This window comes from Niastella vici (assembly GCF_002077945.1).
GTDB lineage: Bacteria > Bacteroidota > Bacteroidia > Chitinophagales > Chitinophagaceae > Niastella > Niastella vici.
Genome location: NZ_LVYD01000058.1, coordinates 220,516 through 243,031 on the forward strand (window position 1 = coordinate 220,516; position 22,516 = coordinate 243,031).

General features: G+C 46.4%; 22 protein-coding genes. 19 read left to right on the forward strand and 3 right to left on the reverse strand.

Translation table 11 applies throughout. The annotated features are described in order from the left end of the window. Positions 1-65: 65 nt before the first annotated feature. Genes A3860_RS25060 through A3860_RS25070 form a run of 3 tightly spaced genes read right to left on the reverse strand, consistent with a single transcriptional unit; the run spans position 66 to position 3,664 of the window. A complete protein-coding gene (locus A3860_RS25060; protein ID WP_081151197.1) occupies positions 66-1,739 on the reverse strand; it encodes a DUF4836 family protein in 1,674 nt (557 codons plus the stop codon). A gap of 25 nt (positions 1,740-1,764) precedes the next feature. Further along, complete coding sequence (gene hisS, locus A3860_RS25065; protein WP_081151199.1) at positions 1,765-3,141, reverse strand: histidine--tRNA ligase; 1,377 nt, start codon at positions 3,139-3,141, stop codon at positions 1,765-1,767. A gap of 55 nt (positions 3,142-3,196) precedes the next feature. Next, positions 3,197-3,664, reverse strand: coding sequence for a low molecular weight protein-tyrosine-phosphatase (locus A3860_RS25070; protein WP_245843623.1), 468 nt, complete (start codon positions 3,662-3,664; stop codon positions 3,197-3,199). 168 nt (positions 3,665-3,832) lie between these two features. Here A3860_RS25070 and A3860_RS25075 point away from each other — a divergent pair, with 168 nt between their 5' ends. From A3860_RS25075 to A3860_RS25165, 19 genes are all read left to right on the forward strand, one after another. Next, positions 3,833-4,066 carry a hypothetical protein gene (locus A3860_RS25075; RefSeq protein ID WP_081151202.1) on the forward strand — a complete coding sequence of 78 codons (234 nt, stop codon included), beginning with the start codon at positions 3,833-3,835 and terminating at the stop codon, positions 4,064-4,066. Between the two features lie 149 nt (positions 4,067-4,215). Further along, entirely contained in the window at positions 4,216-5,151 is a 936-nt protein-coding gene (locus tag A3860_RS25080) for a PstS family phosphate ABC transporter substrate-binding protein (protein WP_081151204.1), read from the forward strand. Positions 5,152-5,207: 56 nt separating this feature from the next. Then, positions 5,208-6,899, forward strand: a complete 1,692-nt coding sequence (locus A3860_RS25085; RefSeq protein ID WP_081151206.1) for a tetratricopeptide repeat protein — start codon at positions 5,208-5,210, stop codon at positions 6,897-6,899. A 162-nt stretch (positions 6,900-7,061) separates the two neighbouring features. Then, a complete protein-coding gene (locus A3860_RS25090) occupies positions 7,062-7,469 on the forward strand; it encodes an NADH-quinone oxidoreductase subunit A (RefSeq protein ID WP_081151208.1) in 408 nt (135 codons plus the stop codon). Between the two features lie 141 nt (positions 7,470-7,610). Continuing rightward, positions 7,611-8,189 carry an NADH-quinone oxidoreductase subunit B gene (locus A3860_RS25095; protein ID WP_081151210.1) on the forward strand — a complete coding sequence of 193 codons (579 nt, stop codon included), beginning with the start codon at positions 7,611-7,613 and terminating at the stop codon, positions 8,187-8,189. Positions 8,190-8,280: 91 nt separating this feature from the next. Then, positions 8,281-8,784 (forward strand): NADH-quinone oxidoreductase subunit C, encoded by a 504-nt coding sequence (locus tag A3860_RS25100; RefSeq protein ID WP_081151212.1) that lies wholly within the window; start codon positions 8,281-8,283, stop codon positions 8,782-8,784. Between the two features lie 11 nt (positions 8,785-8,795). Further along, complete coding sequence (locus A3860_RS25105; protein WP_081151214.1) at positions 8,796-10,019, forward strand: NADH-quinone oxidoreductase subunit D; 1,224 nt, start codon at positions 8,796-8,798, stop codon at positions 10,017-10,019. 43 nt (positions 10,020-10,062) lie between these two features. Next, positions 10,063-10,563 carry an NADH-quinone oxidoreductase subunit NuoE gene (gene nuoE / locus A3860_RS25110; RefSeq protein WP_143774252.1) on the forward strand — a complete coding sequence of 167 codons (501 nt, stop codon included), beginning with the start codon at positions 10,063-10,065 and terminating at the stop codon, positions 10,561-10,563. 36 nt (positions 10,564-10,599) lie between these two features. Next, the gene (gene nuoF, locus A3860_RS25115; protein ID WP_081151218.1) at positions 10,600-11,964 is read left to right on the forward strand and encodes an NADH-quinone oxidoreductase subunit NuoF; all 1,365 of its coding nucleotides are present in this window, start codon (positions 10,600-10,602) and stop codon (positions 11,962-11,964) included. A 70-nt stretch (positions 11,965-12,034) separates the two neighbouring features. Then, a complete protein-coding gene (locus A3860_RS25120) occupies positions 12,035-12,406 on the forward strand; it encodes an endonuclease domain-containing protein (protein WP_081151220.1) in 372 nt (123 codons plus the stop codon). A 30-nt stretch (positions 12,407-12,436) separates the two neighbouring features. After that, a complete protein-coding gene (locus tag A3860_RS25125; protein WP_245843624.1) occupies positions 12,437-13,540 on the forward strand; it encodes a 2Fe-2S iron-sulfur cluster-binding protein in 1,104 nt (367 codons plus the stop codon). 75 nt (positions 13,541-13,615) lie between these two features. Beyond that, a complete protein-coding gene (nuoH, locus tag A3860_RS25130; protein ID WP_081151226.1) occupies positions 13,616-14,683 on the forward strand; it encodes an NADH-quinone oxidoreductase subunit NuoH in 1,068 nt (355 codons plus the stop codon). Between the two features lie 106 nt (positions 14,684-14,789). Then, positions 14,790-15,347, forward strand: coding sequence for an NADH-quinone oxidoreductase subunit NuoI (nuoI, locus tag A3860_RS25135; RefSeq protein WP_081151228.1), 558 nt, complete (start codon positions 14,790-14,792; stop codon positions 15,345-15,347). 18 nt (positions 15,348-15,365) lie between these two features. Next, positions 15,366-15,863 (forward strand): NADH-quinone oxidoreductase subunit J family protein, encoded by a 498-nt coding sequence (locus A3860_RS25140; protein WP_081151231.1) that lies wholly within the window; start codon positions 15,366-15,368, stop codon positions 15,861-15,863. A gap of 17 nt (positions 15,864-15,880) precedes the next feature. Further along, positions 15,881-16,210: an NADH-quinone oxidoreductase subunit NuoK gene (gene nuoK, locus A3860_RS25145; RefSeq protein ID WP_081151233.1), complete on the forward strand. Its 330-nt coding sequence runs from the start codon at positions 15,881-15,883 to the stop codon at positions 16,208-16,210. A gap of 7 nt (positions 16,211-16,217) precedes the next feature. After that, complete coding sequence (gene nuoL, locus A3860_RS25150) at positions 16,218-18,149, forward strand: NADH-quinone oxidoreductase subunit L (RefSeq protein ID WP_173820255.1); 1,932 nt, start codon at positions 16,218-16,220, stop codon at positions 18,147-18,149. A 47-nt stretch (positions 18,150-18,196) separates the two neighbouring features. Beyond that, a complete protein-coding gene (locus tag A3860_RS25155; protein WP_081151236.1) occupies positions 18,197-19,663 on the forward strand; it encodes a complex I subunit 4 family protein in 1,467 nt (488 codons plus the stop codon). A gap of 21 nt (positions 19,664-19,684) precedes the next feature. Continuing rightward, positions 19,685-21,076, forward strand: coding sequence for an NADH-quinone oxidoreductase subunit N (locus A3860_RS25160; protein WP_081151238.1), 1,392 nt, complete (start codon positions 19,685-19,687; stop codon positions 21,074-21,076). Positions 21,077-21,194: 118 nt separating this feature from the next. After that, positions 21,195-22,469, forward strand: a complete 1,275-nt coding sequence (locus A3860_RS25165) for an ABC transporter permease (RefSeq protein WP_081151240.1) — start codon at positions 21,195-21,197, stop codon at positions 22,467-22,469. Positions 22,470-22,516 lie beyond the last annotated feature (47 nt).

A 22,516-nucleotide genomic window follows, 5' to 3' on the forward strand; every position in this document is an offset into this window, starting at 1 on the left:
AAACAAGCCTGCCCTGGGGTGTTGATCCGGTGAGCAGGCTTGTTCTTTATTAAAAAAGTTATTGTTTATGGATGCAGAACAGTTTCAAGCGCTGCCAGGTTCGCTGTTACCGGGTCGCTGAACGGTACCCGCACATTGTACTGGTTGTTTATGGGATGCACTATTTTTTGAATGGCATCAAGGTATTTGTTCAGTTGTTTCAGGCTGTTGGTGTTTTTATCGACCAGGTTTATTTCTGCTTCACCGGTATACGAATCATCTTTTTCGCCGGTGCTGGTCATGAAAATATCCTGCCACATATTGATGGAAGCGTCCAGCGCAGCTTTGGTGTTACTGTCAGAAAACGCAGGCCCCACCCGCTTCAGCACTTCCTGTAAATTGATATAGCCGCCAAAGGCATGGCCGCTGATACGGCTGGCGAAGGGAAACTGGTTAGTACCGCCGCCTTTTAAAAAGGCATTTACCTGCTCTGGCGAATTGCTTGCGGCAAACCAGTCGTTGCTCAGCTGAAAATGCACATTGCTGGCAAGGGGGCCAAAATCCTGCACCCTCGATTGCAAGATGTTGATCAGTTTATCAAAGGCCGGTTTATCATTGACCGAAGTTGCAAACAACACATTTGCGCTGGGCATATCGTCCTGCTTAATGGTTTGCTGATTGCCATCTTCGTCGGTAATGGTTAATTCCTGCGGCTTTATCTCAAAATCGCTTACCGATAACAGTACATCGCCTTTATTGGCTTTTACAAATTCATCGATGCTGGACCCCTCGCGGCCTAAAAAGCCATTAACAAAACCATCTACGCCAGCCAGTTTGATCAGGTCTTTCAGGGCCGCGGGCGGATATTTCATGGCAAAAACAGCCACTACATTTTTGGAAGGAATGCGGTTGATGGTAGTTTCGCTTACTTTGCCCTCCGCATATTGCTTCAACATCTCTTTCAACTTCGTATTGTAGAAAGCCCTTGATTTAAAAGCGATCTTCCCATTCTCGAAATTGATGGCAGTGCCATAAGCATTGCCTTCGAACAATACACTGAGCCCGCTGATGAGTGATAAGTAGCCGCTGAGGCTGCCATAATATTGCTCGGCATTTACCCAGTAATGGATATCACCGGTTTCTTTCATCAGGGATACAAAGCGGTCATCGTTCAGCAGGTTGTTTTTGCGAGGCAGGTCGAACAATTCCACTGCGAATTTTTGTAAGCTGTCTGTTGTAAAGGAAGATCCCTCAATAGGATCAGTAGGCCGTATAGGAGGGGAGGGAACATCCATGATGTATATAAAGCGGTTGTTGGTCCAGGCCACCAGGCTTCTGTGGCTGGTGTTCAAGATGTTTACATCGCCATCTTTAGATACCCTGCCGCCCTTATTAATTTTGGTAGCAAATGCTTCAAAGGCAGTTGCATTTTGCACGCCACCTTCAAACGCCATATACCCACCGCGCCCTTCTTTTTTTATAAAAAAAGCCAGGTCGCCTGTTATGTCGATGCCTGAATTAGCAGGGTCATCCAGTATTTGTTTGCCCAATGAATCGTTTTGCCGGGAGTACAGGTTTCTGAACCATTCGTTTTGTTGAATTTCCTGCCAGCTCACTTTTGAAGTAAGCGTTTTGGTATTAATGAGCACGGCTACTGATGCATCATTGGGTACGGCCATGCCTTTGTTGTCATGGCTGCAGGATACAATGCCGGTAATTATTACTGATAGCAATAATAGGATTATAAGGTTACGTTGCATATCATCTGTTTGATTATGATCGAACTCAAATAAATAACTTACTGGTAAGGTTGGCAACCGGAATAGTTTCCTGAATACCGGTCTTTAAGTTTTTAACAACACAGGTACCATTTTGTAATTCCTGGCTGCCAATAATTATTACAAAACCAATATTTTTCTTTTCGGCATATTTGAACTGTTTATCCATTTTCGTGGGTTCGTGAAATAATTCGCAACGCACGCCCTGCTTGCGCAGCGATTGCATATGCGAAAAGGCCATGGTGCTCTCATCAGCGCCCAGGTTAAAGAACAGCACCTGGGTGCCAATAGCCACGTTTTCGGGGAATAGCTGCAGTTCTTCCATTACATCATAAATGCGATCGACCCCGAAACTGATACCCACGCCCGGGATATTGGGCACACCAAACAGGCCGGTAAGATCATTGTAACGGCCGCCGCCGCCAATGCTGCCAATCTTAACGGTAGCCGGGGCCTTTGCTTCGAAAATTATGCCGGTATAATAATTAAGGCCGCGGGCCAGGGTGAAATCAAGAACAAGTGGAGAGTGCCGGTTGTCGATCTGGGAATTGTTATCCAGGTATTCCAGCTCTTCAATCCCTTTCTTCCCCGTTTCCAGGTGGCCGATCAGCGCGGTGATCTGCTGTAGTTTCTCCCTGTTGTTCCCGGTAATGTTCAGGTATTTTTCAATAGTGGAGATCTGTTCTTCGTTCAACCCCCGTTGTTCCAGTTCTGCTTTTACTTTGTCAAGGCCTATTTTATCGAGTTTGTCGATGGCGATGGTTATATCGATCATTTTATCGGCGCCGCCGCACAGCTCGGCCAGGGCGGCCAGTATCTTGCGGCTATTAATGCGCAGTTCATATTGATCAATACCCAGTTGGGTGAATACATCATTATAGATGTTTGCGAGTTCCACTTCATTCAGCAGGGAATTGCTACCCACCATGTCTGCATCGCATTGGTAGAATTCGCGATAGCGGCCTCGTTGGGGTCTATCTGCCCGCCATACCGGTTGTATCTGGTAACGTTTGAACGGAAAGGTGAGCTGCCCATGGTTCATGGCCACATAGCGGGCAAACGGAATGGTAAGGTCATATTTGAGGGCGCGTTCTGTAATACCTTTTACATTTTTTCCTTCCAGCACTTTTTCAAAATCGGCGCGGGCCTGTTGCTGTTTATCGGGATTATCGAGCCCATTATTAAGTATTCTGAAGATGAGTTTATCGCCTTCTTCCCCGTATTTGCCCATAAGCGTTTCGAGGTTCTCCATAGCCGGTGTTTCGAGCGGCTGAAATCCATACAATTCAAAAACGGTGCGAATGGTATTGAAAATATATTGACGTTTGCGAACCACTTCTGGCCCAAAATCTCTTGTACCCTGTGGTAGTGATGGTTTAGACATTATGCTGTTTTGCTAAGTTTAGTTGAATTAAGTTGTTTACTGCCGGCCGTTACTTCTACGGATTCAGCACCCGGTATTTATTGATGATTGTATCGCAAGCCTGGTCAATCATGGCAAACACTTCGTGATAACCGGGTTCGGTCCCGTACCAGGGATCGGGGACATCCATATTTTTACCGGGGTGCAGTTCATTCATCAGCAGATCAACTTTGCTGGCGTCAAAATCCTTTCGGGCAATACGCTGCATTTCATCGATCACATCTTCGGCCATGGCATAGATCTTATCGTATTGTTTAAAATCGGCCGCTGTAAAGCGGCGGGCGCGTTGATGGCTTATATCAATGCCGTTCAGGAGTGCCACCTTCTGCGACAACCGGTGTGGCGCTTCTCCCACATGATAGCCATTGGTGCCGGCGCTTTCGATGGTCCATAATAACCCTTCCTGTTCTGCCTTGTACTGCAAAATGCCTTCGGCGAGCGGACTTCTGCAAATATTGCCGAGGCAAACCATTAAAATCTTCATAGCCGGCAAAGATAATTGATAGTTTCTGGTTTGTTTCGATAGCTACCGGGAAGGGATTTTTATGGAAATCATTGCCTTTTGCATCTTATTTTTTGAATAAAGTCATGAAAACCGGGATTTTCGTAACGTGTTTATTTCTTATCTTGCCCGGACCCTAAATATGTACAAATGGCATCGGAGTTTGATGACAAAAAGCAGAAGGCATATGTTAACAGAAGGGCGATCATGGACCTTGGAATGGGGATCATATATACCGGTATGGCGGTGTTGATGCTCTTTGCCCGCAAGTTTGGGTTAGATGCTGTGTTTTCTGCCCCTTTTAACTACATTTTCGGTGGCATTTGTTTGTTGTATGGCGGGTTCAGGATCTACCGCGGGATAAGGAAAAACTACTACCGGTAAAGCAGCATGTGAACGCCGTCAATAAAAGACCGGCCCTAACATTAATTGAAACAGGAAAACAAACTGGCTTAAACCGGTATTAAAATCTGGTTAAACCAACAGGTTTAAACGCGGCCTTGCCAGGCTTTGATAATTAAAGAAGATACAAGATGAAATGGACAGGTTTAGCCCGACCGGTGTTCCGGATATTATTAGTAGCAGCAGGCATTAATTTATTCGCAACTGCATGTAGTTCGAACCGCCGCTCAGGGGGGGCCCAGGAAACTACAACCACTGGTACAATTCACATTAGTGTGGATGAAACCTTTAAGCCGGTGATCGACTCTCAGATCAAAGTATTCGAATCTTTATATCCCGACGCGCATATTGTGGTACAATACAAACCGGAGGCCGAATGCCTGCGCGATCTGAATGTTGACAGTGTTCGCATGGTTATTGTTACCAGAGGCCTGAGTGAAACTGAGGAAACTACGCTTACCAATAAATTGCAATTCAAGCCGGCATTTGGCCCCATTGCTTATGATGCCATCGCGGTGATCGTGAACAACCAGGTAAAAGATACCCTGTTTTCGATGGAAGATATTCGCTCAATGGTAAAAGGCACCAGTGGTTATAAATACAAAGTGCTGCTCGATGGAAAAACGGCTACCAGTACCGTAAGATATGTGGTAGATTCGCTGTTGAAGGGCCAGCCTTTGAGCGCTAACGTGGTGGCCGCAGCCAATTCGGAAGGGGTGATCGACTATGTATCAAAAAACCAGGATGCGATTGGTTTACTGGGTGTTAGCTGGATCGGTAATAAAGATGATACCACCCAGCGTAGTTTCTTAAAAAAAGTTAAAATTGCACAAATAGAGTGTAAGTCATGCGGGCAGTATGTTACTCCGGTTCAATATAATATAGCGTATAACAGGTATCCGATGATAAGGCCGCTGTATTATATTTTAAAGGAAAATTATGACGGGCTTGGCAACGGATTTGCTAATTTTCTTATCTACGAAAAAGGGCAGAAAATATTTAACCGGGCATATTTATTGCCTGCGAGAATGCGACTGTATTCGAGAAATGTGCAGATCAGTAATTAAAATTAAATCACGGATTCCTAATACATTATAAAACTTTAAAAAAATAGCGACTTACAATGAGCAAGCGATTCATCAGTTTTGTAACCATGGTTGTACTGGGTAGCAATGTGCTATTTGCCCAGAGTGTGGAGCAGGGACGCAAGTTTCTCTATTACGAACGGTACAAAAGTGCCAGGGAGAATTTTGAAAAGGTCCTGGCTGCGAATCCGAATAATATCGATGCAACATACTGGCTGGGACAAACCATGCTTGAGCAAAAAGATACAGTAGCCGCCAAGGCCCTGTATAAGAAAGCCCTGGAACAAAATGGCAATGCCCCCCTCATACTGGTTGGTATGGGCGAATTAGAGTTGCGCGAAGGGAAGACCAACGACGCCCGCCAGCGTTTTGAAACCGCCATCTCTTTAACCAAAGGGAAAGAAGTGGAAGTGTTCAATGCCATTGGCCGCGCCAACGTGGATACAAAAGCAGGCGATGCCATGTATGCCATTGAAAAGCTGAACCTGGCTACCCAGATCAAAGGATTTAAAGATCCCGAGACCTACCTGATTATGGGCGATGCTTACCGTAAATTAATTGATGGAGGTAATGCCATCATTTCTTACAATAAAGCCCTCACGCTTGATCCCAAAATGGCTGCGGTAAAATATAAGATCGGTAAAATTTATCTTACCCAGCGCAACACCGAGCTGTTCCTGACAAATTTCGATGAAGCCATCAAGCTCGATCCGGCTTATAAACCAGCTTATTTTGAACTGTTCTACTATTGGTATTACAGAGATGTAAACAAAGCCGCTCCTTACCTGGAAAGCTTTGCTTCCAATTCAGACCAGGGTCCTGAAACAGAATACCTGAAAACCGACTTCCTGTATGCTTCGGGCAAATTTGCAGAAGCAAAGGACAAGGCGAATGGTTTGATCACCCAGTATGGCGCAAAAGTGGAGCCCAGGATGTATAAAATGGTGGCCTATGTTTGCGATACCCTGAAGGATATGAGCTGCGCCAATAAATACATGGCCGATTATTTCGCCAAACAGAATCCGGATGATGTGGTGTCTGCCGACTATGAAGAGATGGCCAACATTAACCTGAAAACGCCAGGTCAGGAAGCCCAGGCTTTTGTAAACCTGCAAAAAGCAATTGAAAAAGATACGGTTGTAGAAAATAAAGTAAAATACATCACCAAGGCTGCGGCCCTGGCCAAGAAAATGGGCGACCGCAAACAGGAAGCCAACTGGCTGGGTGAAGCTTACAAGCTGAAGAAAGAGCCTTCACAAACCGATCTGTACAACTGGGGTTATGCTAACTACCAGGCTGCCAATTATGCTACTGCCGACAGCCTTTTCTGTGGTATTTATCAATCTAAATATCCCGACCAGATCTTTGGTTACCTGTGGTGCGCCCGTGCCAAACAGGCTATGGACACTGCCATGACCACAGGAATTGCCGTTGCACCGTATGAAAAACTGGCTGAAATGGCTACCAAGCTCGATTCAGTAAAATTCAAATCGCAGATTATAAATTCGTACATGTATTTGGCCCAATATTATAATGACGCTAAAAAAGATGCTAAAACAGCATTGTCATATGTGGAAAAGATTTTGGCCATCGATCCTTCGAATCAATTTGCCAATGCGGCCAAACCTGCATTGCAGAAACAGCTTAGCAGACCGGCTCAACCGGCGCCTAAAAAACCGGCTGGTAGCGGCAGCACAACCTCAAAATCGGGTGGTGCGGCTAAAAAGTAACGGTTAACAAACGGTAAACAAACAATTAATTGTATCATATTCAGCCCCCCAGGCGGATTTTTTTTAAAATCTGCCGGGGGGATTTTTATTTTAATTCGTTAAGAAGTTGAAAATATAAAACCCTGTCTTATTTTTGCGACTAAACCAAAACGGGTTATGATTATGTACCTGTTACAAGTCCAAGTTTCCACCGTTGCCCATGATTCCGATAGTTCCTACTGGTATCTCCCTATTGCTATTCAATTAATTTTCGCAGTACTCTTTGTGGCGGTTATGATGGGTGTTACCCACTGGCTGGGGCCCAAACGCAATACCGCCGATAAGCTGGAAACATTTACCAGTGGTATTAAAAGCCACGGTGATGCCCGGCAGCCTATGGCCATCAAGTACTTCCTGGTAGCGATCTTATTCGTATTATTCGATGTGGAGGTGATCTTTTTCTACCCCTACGCAGTAAATTTTAAAGAACTGGGTTGGAGCGGCTTTGGAGCTGTATTAATGTTCATTGCATTTTTTCTGTGCGGCTTTATATACATTATCAAGAAAGGAGCGTTAAAGTGGGAAGATTAATATGATAATGTGATAATTAGCTAATGTGCTAATGCTTTTTAATACCGGGTGCAGAAACATATGATTATGCCGGTTGTTATAGTAATATAGCATGTTATTCATTATCAAATTATCAAATTAACGCTTTATCAAATTAAAATTATGGCACGTCCTGTTCAATATAATATCTACGGTCAAACCGATGTGAAACTGGTTAAGGAAGGTCCTGAAGGTTACATGGGCGAAGGTTTTTTTGGAACCACCCTCGATAAAGTGGTTGGGCTGGCCCGGAAAAACTCCATATGGCCACTGCCTTTTGCCACTTCCTGTTGCGGAATTGAATTTATGGCCACCATGGCATCGCATTACGATCTGGCCCGGTTCGGATCTGAGCGTGTGGGCTTTTCGCCCCGCCAATGCGACCTGTTGATGGTAATGGGTACCATTGCCAAAAAAATGGCGCCCGTTGTAAAACAGGTATATTTGCAGATGGCAGAACCCCGTTGGGTGCTGGCCATGGGTGCCTGCGCCAGTAGCGGCGGCATTTTTGATACCTACAGCGTTTTACAGGGTATTGACCAAATCATTCCTGTAGATGTATATGTACCTGGTTGTCCTCCCCGGCCTGAAGCTGTTATCGATGGCATCATCAAAATTCAGGAGTTGGTAGGAAACGAAAGCTTGCGCAGAAGGAACAGCGATAAGTATAAACAATTAATGGAGAGCTACGGTATTCAATAACCCCCGGTTTTCGCCTGTTGGCGAAGCAGGGCAGAAGCCGTAATTGTCATTTTAACTATAAAAAACAAATTCCTCTTACAGGGGATGGGGTATGGCTTTAACGAACGATACTATCAAACAGCGGTTAACTGAAAAGTTTGGCGAACAGGTTCAGCAGTTTCAGGAACCTTATGGCATGCTCACTTTTGAAGCACCAAAAGAGCTTAACCTGAAAGTGCTTCAGTTCTTATTTGATGAGGATGACCTGGCTTTCCGTTTTATGACCGATCTGCAGGCCGTTCACTATCCTGATAATAAAGGACGTGAGCTGGCGGTTGTATATCACCTGCACAGCCTCACTGCCAACGTTCGCATCCGGTTCAAAGTGTTCACCGACATTCAAACCCCGGATGTATTCAGCGCCACTGCTTTATTTTCAGCGGCCAACTGGATGGAAAGAGAGACCTATGATTTTTATGGAATTAACTTTATAGGTCATCCGAACCTGAAGCGGATCCTGAATGTGGATGAAATGGATTATTTCCCCATGCGCAAGGAGTATCCGCTCGAAGAACAAACCCGTGTTGATAAGGATGATGAAATGTTTGGACGCTAATTTTCGAATTTATGAGTGATCATCATATAAAATTACCCGAAGGCTCCATTGAGAAGCAGACCACAACCCTGAATTTAGGGCCTACGCACCCGGCTACCCATGGTGTATTTCAGAATATCCTGGAACTGGATGGTGAACGCATCATCTCGGCCGAACAAACCATAGGTTACATTCACCGTGCGTTTGAAAAAATAGCCGAGCACAGACCCCTGTACCAGATTACCCCTTTAACCGACCGGTTGAATTATTGCTCAGCCCCCATCAATAACATGGGCTGGCATATCACCTGCGAGAAATTGCTGGGTGTAAAAATTCCCAAGCGGGTCGACTATCTGCGGGTGATTGTGATGGAACTGGCGCGCATAGCCGATCACCTCATTTGCAACTCCATTGTAGGGGTTGATACCGGCGCATTCACCGGGTTCCTGTATGTAATGCAATACCGCGAGCTGATCTACGAAATATATGAAGAAATATGTGGCTCCCGTCTTACTACCAACATTGGGCGTATTGGCGGTTTTGAAAGGAATTTCACACCCGTAGCATTTGAGAAGCTCGATAAATTCCTGCGGGAATACCCCAAAGTGCTGAAGGAGTTCGAGAACCTGTTCACCCGTAACCGCATCTTCATGGAACGTACCATTGGCTGCGGACCCATCAGTGCCGAAAGAGCGCTGAATTACGGTTTCACGGGGCCGAACCTGCGGGCAGCCGGAGTAGATTACGACGTACGGGTACATACGCCGTACAGCAGTTACGAAGAATTTGATTTTGAAATACCGGTGGGCAGCACCGGCGACTGTTACGATCGATACCTGGTGCGCAACCAGGAAATGTGGCAATCGCTGCGCATTATTGAACAGGCTTTACGTAAGGTGCGGGAGTTTAAAGGAAAAGAAGCTGAGATCTTCCATGCCGATGTACCTGAGTATTACCTGCCCGAGAAAAAGGATGTATATACGAAGATGGAAGCGCTGATCTGGCACTTCAAGATCATCATGGGTGAAATTGATATGCCGGCAGGGGAAGTATACCAGTCGGTAGAAGGCGCCAATGGTGAGTTAGGCTTTTACCTGATCTCAGATGGCGGCCGTACACCGTACCGGTTGCACTTCCGCCGTCCATGCTTTGTTTATTACCAGGCATACGAAGAAATATCGAAAGGCGCCATGTTAAGTGATGCCATCATTACCCTGAGTAGCCTGAATTTGATCGCAGGCGAAATGGACGCGTAAGCAACGTGATAAAGAATTAGTAAACATAAATATCAATAGTAAAGTGGCTCAATTTTCTGCAGAGAAATTAAATAAGGTGAACGAGATCATTGCACGCTATCCAACAGGAAAGCAAAAAAGTGCCCTGATTCCGGTATTGCATATTGCCCAGGAAGAATTTGGTGGCTGGTTGAGTGCAGAGACCATGGATTATGTGGCTTCCTTACTCAAAATAGAGCCTATTGAAGTGTATGAAGTGGCCACTTTTTATTCGATGTACAACCTGAAGCCGGTTGGTAAATATGTTTTTGAAGTGTGCCAAACCGGGCCCTGCATGTTGAATGGCAGCGATGAGATCATTGAGTATATAAAGAACAAGCTGGGTATTAAAGTAGGCGAAACAACCGCCGATGGTTTGTTCACCCTGAAAACAGTGGAGTGCCTGGGCGCCTGCGGTTATGCCCCCATGATGCAATTGGGCAAACATTACCGCGAGCACCTGACGAAAGAGAAGATCGACGCCATCATTACAGAGTGTGAGCGCAACGCCGTGACGAATAATTAATAAACCTGACAGCATAATTGCTGAAAGAAATATAGAATGGGAAGAAAATTATTATTAGAAAAAGCGCATGTTCCGGGGATCCGTAGTTACGATGTATACCGTCGTGAAGGCGGTTATCGCAGCGTGGAAAAAGCGCTCAAGACCATGAGTCCCGACCAGGTAACCGAAGAAGTTAAGAAGAGTGGATTGCGGGGCCGTGGCGGTGCTGGTTTTCCTGCCGGTATGAAGTGGAGCTTTCTGGCCAAACCCGAAGGCGTTCCCCGTTACCTGGTATGCAATGCCGACGAATCGGAGCCAGGAACCTTTAAGGACCGTTACCTGATGGAGTTCATTCCGCACCTGCTGGTGGAAGGGTTGATCGTAGCGTCCTATGCGTTAGGTTCGAACAGAACATTTATTTATATCCGCGGCGAATACGCGTGGATCGTTGATATACTGGAACAGGCCATTGCCGAAGCCAAAAACAATGGCTGGCTGGGTAAGAACATCCTGGGCAGTGGCTTCGATTGTGAAATTTATGTACAACGCGGCGCCGGCGCATACATCTGCGGTGAAGAAACAGCCCTTATTGAATCGCTGGAAGGTAAACGCGGTAACCCCAGGATCAAACCTCCGTTCCCGGCGGTAAAAGGTTTGTGGGATTGCCCCACCGTGGTGAACAATGTGGAAACCATTGCTGCGGTAGTGCCCATCCTCAATATTACCGGTGAGGAATACGCCAAGATAGGCGTAGGTAAATCAACCGGTACCAAACTCATTTCAGCTTGCGGTAATATCAATAAACCCGGCGTGTTTGAAATTGACATGACCATTTCGGTAGAAGAATTTATATACAGCGAAGAATATTGCGGTGGTATTGCCAATGGCAAACGCCTGAAGGCCTGCATACCCGGTGGTTCTTCGGTTCCCATTTTGCCCGCCAACCTGCTGTTGAAAACAGCCAAAGGCGAAGCGCGTATGATGAACTACGAAAGCCTGAGCGATGGCGGTTTTGCCACCGGTACCATGATGGGTAGTGGCGGGTTTATTGTGCTCGATGAAGACCAGTGCGTGGTGCGCCATACGTTAACACTGGCGCGTTTTTACCGCCATGAAAGCTGCGGACAATGCTCACCCTGCCGCGAAGGCACCGGCTGGATGGAGAAGATCCTGAAGAATATTGAATACGGAAAAGGCAAGAAGAGCGATATTGATCTGTTGTGGGATATTCAACGTAAGATAGAAGGTAATACGATATGTCCGTTAGGTGATGCCGCTGCCTGGCCGGTAGCTGCAGCCATCCGTCATTTCAGAGATGAATTTGAGTGGCATGTGCAGTATCCGAATGCCGCCCAGAACAGGAATTATGGACTGGCGCATTATGCTGATCCGTTGCCCGTAGCAGCAGCTCCGAAGGCATAATACCCCCTGTCCCCCTAAAGGGGGAATACCCCCGGCCCCTAAAGGGGAGGAGGAAATTTAAAAAAGGGATATGAAGAAGAAAATGTTCTACGGTGCTTCATGGTTGCTTTTTGAAAGAGCAAAGAAGTTTCGTGAGAACATGACACAAGCGGAATTAGTTCTTTGGGAATATTTGAGACAACGTCCTTTAGGATTTAAATTCAGACGGCAACATCCTTTAGGAATTTATATAGTGGACTTTTTTTGCCACAAATTGAAACTGGTTATTGAAGTAGATGGAAGTGTGCATGATCTGAAAGAAATAAAAGCGGCGGACCTGGAAAGGCAAAGACTGCTTGAAATGGAAGGATTGAAAGTTATTCGTTTTACAAACGAAGAGATACTTAAGACGAAAGAAGTTGTAGTAGAGAAAATAAATTTGTTAATCAACGAGCTTTCTTAACGGAAAGTTCCAAAAAGCCCCTTTAGGGGTTTGGGGTTTGGTTTTATGGCTGATCAACCAAAGTTATTTAAAGTAACCATCGATAACATCACCGTTGAGGTGGAAGCGGGAACCAGTATCCTGAATGCGGCCCGCATGATCGGGGGTGATGTGGCACCGCCCGCCATGTGCTATTACAGCAAACTGAAAGGCAGCGGCGGTAAATGCCGTACCTGCCTGGTAGAAGTATCGGCAGGCTCAACGGCCGACCCGCGTCCGATGCCTAAACTGGTGGCCAGCTGCCGTACCAACGTAATGGATGGCATGGTGGTGAAAAACATTACCAGTGAAAGAGTACAGGATGCAAGAAAGGGTGTGGTGGAATTGTTGCTCATCAACCACCCGCTCGATTGCCCAATTTGCGACCAGGCCGGTGAATGCCACCTGCAGGACCTTAGCTATGAACATGGCGCAGAAGGCACCCGCTACGAATTCCCCCGCCGTCAATTCGAAAAACATAACCTCGGCCCCTATATACAACTGCACATGACGCGTTGCATCCTGTGTTACCGTTGTGTATTTACGGCCGACCAGCTCACCAATAAACGCGTGCACGGTGTATTAGACCGTGGCGACCACGCCGAGATCGCTACCTACATTGAGAAAGCGCTCGATAATGATTTTATCGGCAACGTGATCGATGTATGTCCTGTTGGTGCATTGACCGACAAAACCTTCCGGTTCAAAAACCGCGTATGGTTCCTGAAACCGGTAGATGCGCATCGTAATTGCCCCAAATGCTCAGGTAAGGTTACCTTGTGGCACCGGGGTGATGAAGTGTTTCGCGTTACCGGCCGTAAAGACCAGTGGGGCGAAGTGCAGGACTGGATCTGTAACGACTGCCGTTTCGAGAAAAAGAAAACGAGCGACTGGGTTATTGATGGGCCAACCAAGGTAAGCCGTCATTCGGTGATAAGCGCCAACCATTATGTTGATACGGTGAAACCACACGAAGCCTTACCCGAAGTAATGGGTGGCCGTCAGCCCCGCCTGCTGATGAATATTCATTCGGTGAGTGAAGTGAATAAACCCACGATAGACCTGTCGAAAATACAGGGACCGGCGCATTCGGGAGATTTTAAGAAAGGGGAGTAGGGGACAGAACCCTGAAGTGCGCGACGCAACAGAAGACGAGAAGAGAATAAACAGTTGACTACATAAAAAATTAAAATGCATTCTGCTTTATTAGCTATTGACCTGTTTTTTGTAATTGAGAAACTGGTGCTCATTGTAGGCATCGTCACCATGTCATTGGTAATTGCCATGTATGAAACCTATGCCGAACGTAAAGTAGCTGCTTTTATCCAGGATCGCCGTGGGCCGAACCGGGCGGGCCCGTTCGGGTTGTTGCAACCGCTGGCCGACGGGTTAAAACTGTTCATGAAAGAGGAGATCATTCCTAATACATCGAACCGTTTCCTGTTCATTCTGGGTCCCTGTTTAGCGATGCTGGCCGCCATGATGACATCGGCGGTAATTCCCTGGGGCGGCAAGCTCAATGTTATGGGCCGCGAAGTGAACCTGCAGATCGCTGATATCAATATTGGAATTTTATACGTGTTTGGCGTTGTGAGCATGGGGGTATATGGTATTATGATCGGGGGCTGGGCCTCAAACAACAAATTTTCGCTGATGGCCGCCCTGCGTGGCGCCTCGCAGGTGATCAGTTATGAGTTGCCCATGGGCCTTTCGCTGATCGCCTTGCTGATGCTCACCGGTTCTTTAAAAATGAGTGAGATCGTTGCTCAGCAAATAGATAGTTGGTGGAATGTTGTTTACCAACCGCTGGGCTTCTTTATATTCCTGGTATGTGCGTTTGCTGAATGTAACCGTACACCGTTCGACCTGCCCGAGGCAGAAAACGAATTGAACTTTGGATACCACCAGGAGTACTCTTCGATGAAACTGGGTTTTTACCTGTTTGCTGAATACATCAATATGTTCATCAGCAGCGTAATAATGGCAACCCTTTTCTTTGGTGGCTATGATATTCCATTTTTTAACGATGCTGCCCATGCCGACTGGGGCAACTGGCTCGTGGCTTTACAGGCAGTGTCATTACTTGGAAAAGTGGCCTTATTTATATTCCTGTTCATGTGGGTGCGCTGGACCATCCCGCGCTTCCGCTACGACCAGCTGATGAACCTGGGCTGGAAAGGGTTGATACCCCTTAGCCTTATCAATATGATAGTGACCGCCGCCATAGTATTGCTGAAGGCTAACCACTGGAAGTTTTAGTACCGCGGAACGCGGGAGGAATTAATTGGCGTATTGAAAGGAGAAAAATACTTTTGCGGTTTTAGTAGTGAAGGTTGTTTAAGCAGATCTAAGTTAACTTTTTATAATGCAAGCATTAACAAACAGAGCCAAAGCGGTAGACCGTAAACCCATGACACTTGTGGAGAAACTCTACGTGTGGAATATTTTCAAGGGTATGATGATCACCTTACGGCATCTATTTAAAAAGAAAGCTACCATTAGCTATCCCGAGCAAAAACGTCCGTTTAGCCCGGTGTTCCGTGGTTTGCATATCCTGAACCGCGATGAAGAAGGACGCGAACGTTGTACCGCCTGCGGGTTGTGCGCACTGGCCTGCCCTGCTGAAGCCATTACCATGGAAGCAGCCGAGCGTTTACCGGGTGAAGAGAACAAGTATCGCGAAGAGAAGTATGCCGCCAAATACGAGATCAATATGCTGCGGTGCATCTTCTGCGGATTGTGCGAAGAGGCCTGCCCCAAAGACGCCGTTTATTTAAGTGAAACCTTTGCGCCTTCGAACTATCAGCGTAAAGGGTTTATATACGGCAAGGATGATCTTTTGATCCCGAACCCTAAAGACAACCCCGGCGAATACTGGAAGGCTGTGGGTAACCGGAAAGCAAACAAAGAACAAGGCAATTAACAGAACCAACAAGCTGCAATGGATATTACACAAGTATTATTTTATGCTTTAAGTGCAATGGCACTGGGCAGCGCCATAATGGTGGTGATCAGTCGAAACCCGGTACATAGTGTATTGTGGCTCATCATTACATTCTTTGCCATTTCAGGACATTATATTTTAATGAATGCCCAGTTCCTGGGTATTGTGAACCTGATCGTATATGCAGGCGCCATCATGGTATTGTTCCTGTTCGTGATCATGTTGATGAACCTGAATGCCGAAACCGAACCGCAAAAGAATAAATGGCTCAAGCTGGCTGGTGTGGTGGCAGGCGGCTGTCTGCTGCTGGTACTGGTAGCTGCATTGAAACAGGCCGAAGTAAAAGGAAAGATAGCTATGCTGGGAACCGGTGATATTGGTTTGATCCGCAACCTCGGTAAAGCCCTGTTCACCGATTACGTAGTGCCTTTCGAAATAAGCAGCGTGCTGTTCCTGAGCGCGATGGTGGGCGCCGTTGTGATTGGTAAGAAGTAATTTATTAAAAGAGATTTATGTTAATTGAAAGATATATCTACCTGGCTATTGCCCTTTTTTGTATCGGCATTGTAGGAGTGCTGGCCCGCCGTAATGCCATCATCATCTTCATGTGTATTGAGCTAATGCTGAATGCGGTGAACCTGTTGCTGGTTGCGTTCTCAAAAATGCATCTTGCGGCAGCATTACCCGGTAAAGCGAATGCCGGTATCGACGGACAGCTTTTCGTATTCTTCATAATGGTGGTGGCGGCAGCCGAAGTAAGCGTGGGCCTGGCCATTATTGTGATGATGTACCGCAATACGCATTCGGTGGATGTAAATTTTTTAAACAGGTTGAAGCATTAAAAACTGTATGAACAACGTGTTACAATTAGTTTGGTTGGTTCCCTTTTTTCCACTGGTTGGGTTTCTGATCAATGGGTTGCTCAGAAAACAACTTCCCAAATCGCTGATCAGTATTATTGGCAGCGGTATGGTATTGGCCTCGTTCATTGTGAGTGTGCTGCTTTTCATGGAAGTAAAGAACGGGAACACACAAGTGGTAAACCTGTTTGATTTTATAAACTCCGGTACTTTATCAATTCCCTTTGCCTTTCAGATAGACCAGCTTTCGTCTCTCTTTCTGCTGATCATCACCGGCGTGGGTTTTCTGATACATTTGTACTCAGCCGCCTATATGCACGAAGAACGGAGTGAGCATTTTGGCCGTTACTTCTGTTACCTCAACCTCTTCGTGTTCTCCATGTTGCTGCTTGTACTGGGCGCCAACTATGTGATCATGTTCATTGGTTGGGAAGGTGTAGGTTTGTGTTCTTACCTCCTTATCGGTTACTGGTTCAAGAATACCGAATACAACAATGCAGCCAAGAAGGCCTTTATCATGAACCGTATTGGTGATCTTGGTTTTTTGATCGCCATCTTCTGGCTCATTGCCAAGCTGGGCACCGTAACATATACTACACCCGAAGGCAGCGGTGTGTTCGACCTGTACAATAAATTAACAAGAACTGATATTATCGGTATTACCTTACTGTTGTTTGTAGGCGCTACCGGTAAAAGTGCACAGATACCTTTATATACCTGGCTGCCCGATGCCATGGCGGGTCCTACCCCGGTATCGGCGCTGATCCATGCCGCTACGATGGTTACGGCTGGTATTTACATGATCGCGCGCAGCAACATTTTATATACCATGGCGCCCGAAACGCAAAGCGTGGTGGCGGCTATTGGTTTGGCTACTGCCCTGTTTGCGGCCACCATCGCCATCAAACAAAACGATATTAAAAAAGTACTGGCTTACAGTACCGTGAGCCAGCTGGGTTATATGTTCCTGGGTTTGGGCGTGGGCGCATATACCGGGGCCGTGTTCCATGTAATGACGCATGCCTTCTTCAAGGCCCTGTTGTTCCTGGGAGCAGGTTCTGTAATACATGCCATGCACCATGAGCAGGACATTCGCAAAATGGGTGGTTTGGCAAAGCACCTGAAAATAACCCATGCAACTTTCCTGATCGGTTGTATTGCCATTGCCGGTATACCACCCTTCAGTGGTTTCTTCTCCAAAGATGAAATATTAGCAGCCGCATACGAAAAAGACCATCTGTATTATTACCTGGGTGTGGCCGGTGCTATGATAACCGCCTTCTATATGTTCCGGTTATATTTTACTACCTTCTGGGGTTCTTTCCGCGGAACCGAAGAGCAAAAGCATCACCTGCATGAAAGCCCTGCCGCCATGACCATTCCATTGATCGTGCTGGCGATATTGAGCATGATAGGTGGTTTTGTTGGCCTGCCCGAAGTATTCAATATGGGTGAGCACAAACTGGAACATTTTCTGGCCCCCATATTTGAGGCTTCCACTAAAGCAAAAGAGTTGGTACACCCCGAAGTGGCGACCCTCGATCATGGTACCGAAATCATGCTGATGAGCATTTCGGTTGGGGTGGCTGTAATAGCTATTCTGATTGCCTGGGCCCGGTACATCAAAAAGCCTGAACTCAATGAACCTGCAGGTTTTGGAAAAGTGCTGGCCGACAAATGGTACATCGATGAATTATACAACTTCATTATAGTTAAACCATTGAACGGGCTGGCCAAATTCATGAACAGCTTTGTAGAGAAAAGATTTATCGACTGGCTGGTGAACGGGGTAGGCCGCACAGTGAATTATACCAGCCGCCAGGTTCGCCTGGTACAAAGCGGACTGGTGGGCAATTATGTGCTGTTGATGGTGCTGGGCATGCTGGCCTTGTTCGTTGTGAAGTTCTTTTTGAAAAAGTAAGATGGTGAGTTTCACGTTTCACGATTCTTGAATATTTATAGCTTATTATGATACCTGTATTGCTGATAGTTATTCCGTTGGTGAGTGGTTTGCTGGCTTTCCTGATAAAACAGGACAAGAGTGTGAGGGTATGGTCATTGTTGACATCCATTATAACAATGGTTGTTGCTGTAGCGGGCATCGCTTTTATACATAAAGCGTCTTACTTTCAATGTGATGTACCCTGGTTGCCAAGTTTAGGCAGCAGCTTTTCGCTGACGATGGATGGCATGAGCAAAATGCTGTGTTTGCTCACAGGTATTGCTTACCCTGGTATCTTTATTGCCACCTGGAATTCAACCTACAGAAATCCGCATCAGTTCTTTGCCCTGATGCTGTTGATGCAAACCGGTTTAATGGGTGTGTTTGTGGCTTCTGACGCCCTGTTGTTCTACTTCTTCTGGGAACTGGCGCTTATTCCTGCTTACTTCCTGTGCTCTACCTGGGGTGGCGAAAGAAGAGTGGCTGTTACCTTCAAGTTTTTCATCTACACGTTTATAGGCTCGCTGTTGATGCTGGTGGGTATCATCTGGGTTTATTTTCATACCCCCGATCATTCATTTGCCATGAGTTCTTTCTACAAACTGAACCTGCCCGGCGCTCAACAGGGCTGGTTGTTCTGGATGTTCTTCCTGGCCTTTGCCATTAAAATACCATTGTTCCCATTCCACACCTGGCAGCCCGATACGTATGAGCAATCGCCCACGGCGGTTACCATGGTATTGAGCGGCATCATGGTTAAAATGGGGGTGTTCGGCATTCTGCGCTGGCTGGCGCCGGTAGTACCGGTTGGCTTATGGGGTTATGGTGATCCTGCTGCATCCATGTGTGTGATCGGAATGATCTATGCATCCATAGTGGCCATGCAACAGGACGACCTTAAACGCCTGATCGCCTATTCATCAATTGCCCACATGGGTTTAATGGGCCTGGCCATCTTTGTTACCTCTTCAGTGGGTATACAGGGTGTAATGGTGCAAATGTTCAACCACGGTATCAATATTATCGGTCTCTGGATCATTGTTGAACTGATAGAGCGTCAGTTTGGAACGCGTAAGATGAGTGAGCTGGGCGGACTGGCACAAAAAGCGCCCACCCTGGCCATTATGCTGGTGATAGTATCGCTGGCCAATGTGGCCCTGCCGCTGACCAATGCTTTTATTGGTGAGTTCATGATGTTCAACGGGGTGTTTGGCTCCAAGTCATCGAACTACCATTATATCTTTATGGTAGTGGGCGGTATCAGCATTATTTTATCGGCTGTATATACCTTAAATATGCTGCAAAAGGTATTGTATGGCAATACCAGCACATTGACCGCCAATGCCAAGGATATTCGTGGCAATGAAAAGCTTGTACTGGTTGTATTGCTGATAGGCATTGTAGTAATGGGTGTATATCCCAAGCCAATGATCGAAGCAACAAGGCATGCGGTAGATGCCATTTACTCAAAAATGTTTGTCAAATTACCATAAGCGAACGTATAGAATTGAATTATGAATGCAATTGTAATTTCGGCTGTTCTGGGTGTAGTGATGATGTTTTGTGGCGTGTTCACGAATAGTAAAACCGCTGTGCGCACTGTAGCTATTATTGGCCTGCTGGGTTTGGTAATAGCCAATGTGCTCGACATGGGCGGCTATCATTTTTTTAATGTGAACGTACGAGGCATGCTGTCGTTCGACATCTTTGGCCTGTTGTTCAATACCATTGCCTTTGGCAGCACCTGGGTGTACTTCCTGCTGAGTGGCCGTGATATGGAACGCGTGGGGGTAAACCTCGCCGAATACTTTGCCTTGATATTTTTTGTGCTGTGCGGTATTGCCATTGTATCGTCGTTCGATTCTTTGCTGATGCTGTTCCTCGGTATCGAGATCATCTCAATACCATTGTACATATTGACCGGTAGCGATAAACGCAATCTCAAAAGCAATGAGGCGGCGCTGAAATACTTCCTGATGGGATCTTTTTCAACCGGTATCATGCTCATGGGTATTACCCTTATTTATGGGGTAAAAGGCAGTTTCAATATGGATGTGATCCGAATGGGAACCACGAACCTTACACCCATGCTGGCTGCCGGTTTACTGCTGCTGTTGTTCGCAATGTCGTTCAAGGTATCGGCTGCGCCCTTCCACTTCTGGACGCCCGATGCGTACGATGGGGCACCCACCGTGTTTACTTCTTTCATGGCAACCATTGTAAAGGTGGCCGGCTTCATAGCTTTTATCCGTTTGTTCGAAGGCTGTTTTGGCGATGTAAAAAGCCAGTGGCAATTGCTGGTGGCTATCATTACAGCTGCCACCCTGTTTATCGGTAACATTACTGCCGTATTTCAGCAAAGCGTTAAAAGAATGCTGTCGTACTCAAGTATAGCACAGGCCGGCTTTATGCTGTTTGCCCTGGTTGCTATGAACGATATGGCCAGGGAAGGGATGATCTTTTATGCAGCTGCATACAGCCTGGCTACCATCGGTATTTTCGCAGTGTTGCTGAAGATGAAGGATTATACTTTTGAAGGTTTTAACGGACTGGCCAAGCGTCAACCGGTGCTGGCTGCTACCAATACGATCTTCCTGTTATCACTGGCTGGCATACCTGCAACGGCGGGCTTCTGGGCCAAATTCTATATGTTATCGGCCGCCATCAGCAATGGCAATGTAATGTGGCTGGTTATTGTAGGGGTGTTGTGCGCCGCCATCAGCGTGTATTATTATTTCCGCGTTATACAGGCCATGTATTTTAAAGAAGGGGAAGCCGAATCACAGGAAATTGAAACCTCCCGCAGCTTTAAAGGGTTACTGATCGTTATTGCTGCCGTGGTCGTGTTGCTGGGTATTTTCCCCGAATGGCTGTTACATCAGTTAACTTCTTTCTTTTATTTGTAGTTCTGAGCGGGCTTGCGCTGAGCGAAGTCGAAGCGCCGAAGAATCGAGAGCTCACCACTCATATAACTTACCGTTTTGCAAGGCGTAATATTTACTATATTAGGCACACTAATTTAGTATGACACTTCGCGATACGCTTTCGCTGTCTTTTCGTACGGTGCGCAGTAACAAGTTGCGTACGGGTATTACAGTGGCCATTATAGCCCTGGGTATCACCGCGCTTATAGGCATCAATACCGCCATTGTAGCCATTCAGCAAAAATTCCTGGAAAGCTTTTCTTCCATGGGCGCCCTGGGTTTTACCCTCCGCTACCAGGAGCCCCGCCGTTTTTTCAGAAATGAAGAGGTGAAAAAGGAAAAGAAGGGGCAGAAGAAGGAGAAGAAATCGAGCCAGGGCAAACCCATTACCGAAAATCAGGCCGAAGCGTTCAAGGATATTTATCATTTTCCGGCACAGGTTAGCACCAATATTATGGGCGTACGCGATGCCATCATTTCGTATGGGAACCAGAAAACCAATCCCAACGTATGGGTGGTTGGCGGTGATGAAAATTACACCAGCTTAAATGGGTTTTCGGTTTTATATGGCCGCGATCTGAATACATTGGATATTCAAACCAGCCGTAATGTATGTTTGATCGGAAAAGATGTGGCCACCCGTTTCTTTGGAGAGAGCTTTGAACGGCCGCTCGATAAGATCATCCGCATCAATAATATTCCATTCCGCATTGTGGGCACGTTAGAACCAAAGGGTTCCACCTTTGGCCGCAGCCTCGATAATATCATTATAACTTCTTATTCGAACGTGCGCCGGTACTTCAATAGCAATCCCAATGCTTCATTCAATATTCAGGTAAAGGTGCCCGATATCAAGCTTATTGATGGCGCCATTGGTGAAGCCACCGGTACTTTTCGCACCATTCGCAGGTTATCGGTTACCGAAACCGATAATTTCCAGGTCGATAAAAGCGACAGCTTTGCTGAAATGCTGATCCGCAATTTGAGCTTTATCACTTTTGCGGCCCTGCTTATAGGGGTGATCACCCTGGTGGGGGCAGCTATAGGTTTAATGAATATTATGCTGGTGGCCGTTACCGAACGAACCAAGGAAATTGGGCTGGTAAAAGCGATTGGCGGTAAAAAGAAGAATGTGCGGTACCAGTTCCTGTATGAATCTATCATTATCAGTATGCTGGGGGCCGGCTTCGGTATTGTGTTGGGCATTATACTGGGCAATGTGGTGGGCATATTGCTGAGTACCAGTTTTGTGATACCCTGGAACTGGGTGATCACGGGTATTGTCATTTGTTCGCTGGTGGGTTTGCTGGCCGGGATATATCCTGCTATAAAGGCTGCGCGGTTGAACCCGATTGAGGCGTTGCGGTATGAGTAGTTTTTAGTTTGTTAGATTTCAGTTCGAAGTTCACAGTTCAAAGTTAC

Excerpts from the sequence above, each read along its gene's own strand:
- A3860_RS25060 (WP_081151197.1), bottom strand. The coding sequence starts at position 1,739 with ATGCAACGTAACCTTATAATCCTATTATTGCTATCAGTAATAATTACC.
- hisS (WP_081151199.1), bottom strand. The coding sequence starts at position 3,141 with ATGTCTAAACCATCACTACCACAGGGTACAAGAGATTTTGGGCCAGAA.
- A3860_RS25070 (WP_245843623.1), bottom strand. The coding sequence starts at position 3,664 with ATGAAGATTTTAATGGTTTGCCTCGGCAATATTTGCAGAAGTCCGCTC.
- A3860_RS25075 (WP_081151202.1), top strand. The coding sequence starts at position 3,833 with ATGGCATCGGAGTTTGATGACAAAAAGCAGAAGGCATATGTTAACAGA.
- A3860_RS25080 (WP_081151204.1), top strand. The coding sequence starts at position 4,216 with ATGAAATGGACAGGTTTAGCCCGACCGGTGTTCCGGATATTATTAGTA.
- A3860_RS25085 (WP_081151206.1), top strand. The coding sequence starts at position 5,208 with ATGAGCAAGCGATTCATCAGTTTTGTAACCATGGTTGTACTGGGTAGC.
- A3860_RS25090 (WP_081151208.1), top strand. The coding sequence starts at position 7,062 with ATGTACCTGTTACAAGTCCAAGTTTCCACCGTTGCCCATGATTCCGAT.
- A3860_RS25095 (WP_081151210.1), top strand. The coding sequence starts at position 7,611 with ATGGCACGTCCTGTTCAATATAATATCTACGGTCAAACCGATGTGAAA.
- A3860_RS25100 (WP_081151212.1), top strand. The coding sequence starts at position 8,281 with ATGGCTTTAACGAACGATACTATCAAACAGCGGTTAACTGAAAAGTTT.
- A3860_RS25105 (WP_081151214.1), top strand. The coding sequence starts at position 8,796 with ATGAGTGATCATCATATAAAATTACCCGAAGGCTCCATTGAGAAGCAG.
- nuoF (WP_081151218.1), top strand. The coding sequence starts at position 10,600 with ATGGGAAGAAAATTATTATTAGAAAAAGCGCATGTTCCGGGGATCCGT.
- A3860_RS25120 (WP_081151220.1), top strand. The coding sequence starts at position 12,035 with ATGAAGAAGAAAATGTTCTACGGTGCTTCATGGTTGCTTTTTGAAAGA.
- nuoH (WP_081151226.1), top strand. The coding sequence starts at position 13,616 with ATGCATTCTGCTTTATTAGCTATTGACCTGTTTTTTGTAATTGAGAAA.
- nuoI (WP_081151228.1), top strand. The coding sequence starts at position 14,790 with ATGCAAGCATTAACAAACAGAGCCAAAGCGGTAGACCGTAAACCCATG.
- A3860_RS25140 (WP_081151231.1), top strand. The coding sequence starts at position 15,366 with ATGGATATTACACAAGTATTATTTTATGCTTTAAGTGCAATGGCACTG.
- nuoK (WP_081151233.1), top strand. The coding sequence starts at position 15,881 with ATGTTAATTGAAAGATATATCTACCTGGCTATTGCCCTTTTTTGTATC.
- nuoL (WP_173820255.1), top strand. The coding sequence starts at position 16,218 with ATGAACAACGTGTTACAATTAGTTTGGTTGGTTCCCTTTTTTCCACTG.
- A3860_RS25155 (WP_081151236.1), top strand. The coding sequence starts at position 18,197 with ATGATACCTGTATTGCTGATAGTTATTCCGTTGGTGAGTGGTTTGCTG.
- A3860_RS25160 (WP_081151238.1), top strand. The coding sequence starts at position 19,685 with ATGAATGCAATTGTAATTTCGGCTGTTCTGGGTGTAGTGATGATGTTT.
- A3860_RS25165 (WP_081151240.1), top strand. The coding sequence starts at position 21,195 with ATGACACTTCGCGATACGCTTTCGCTGTCTTTTCGTACGGTGCGCAGT.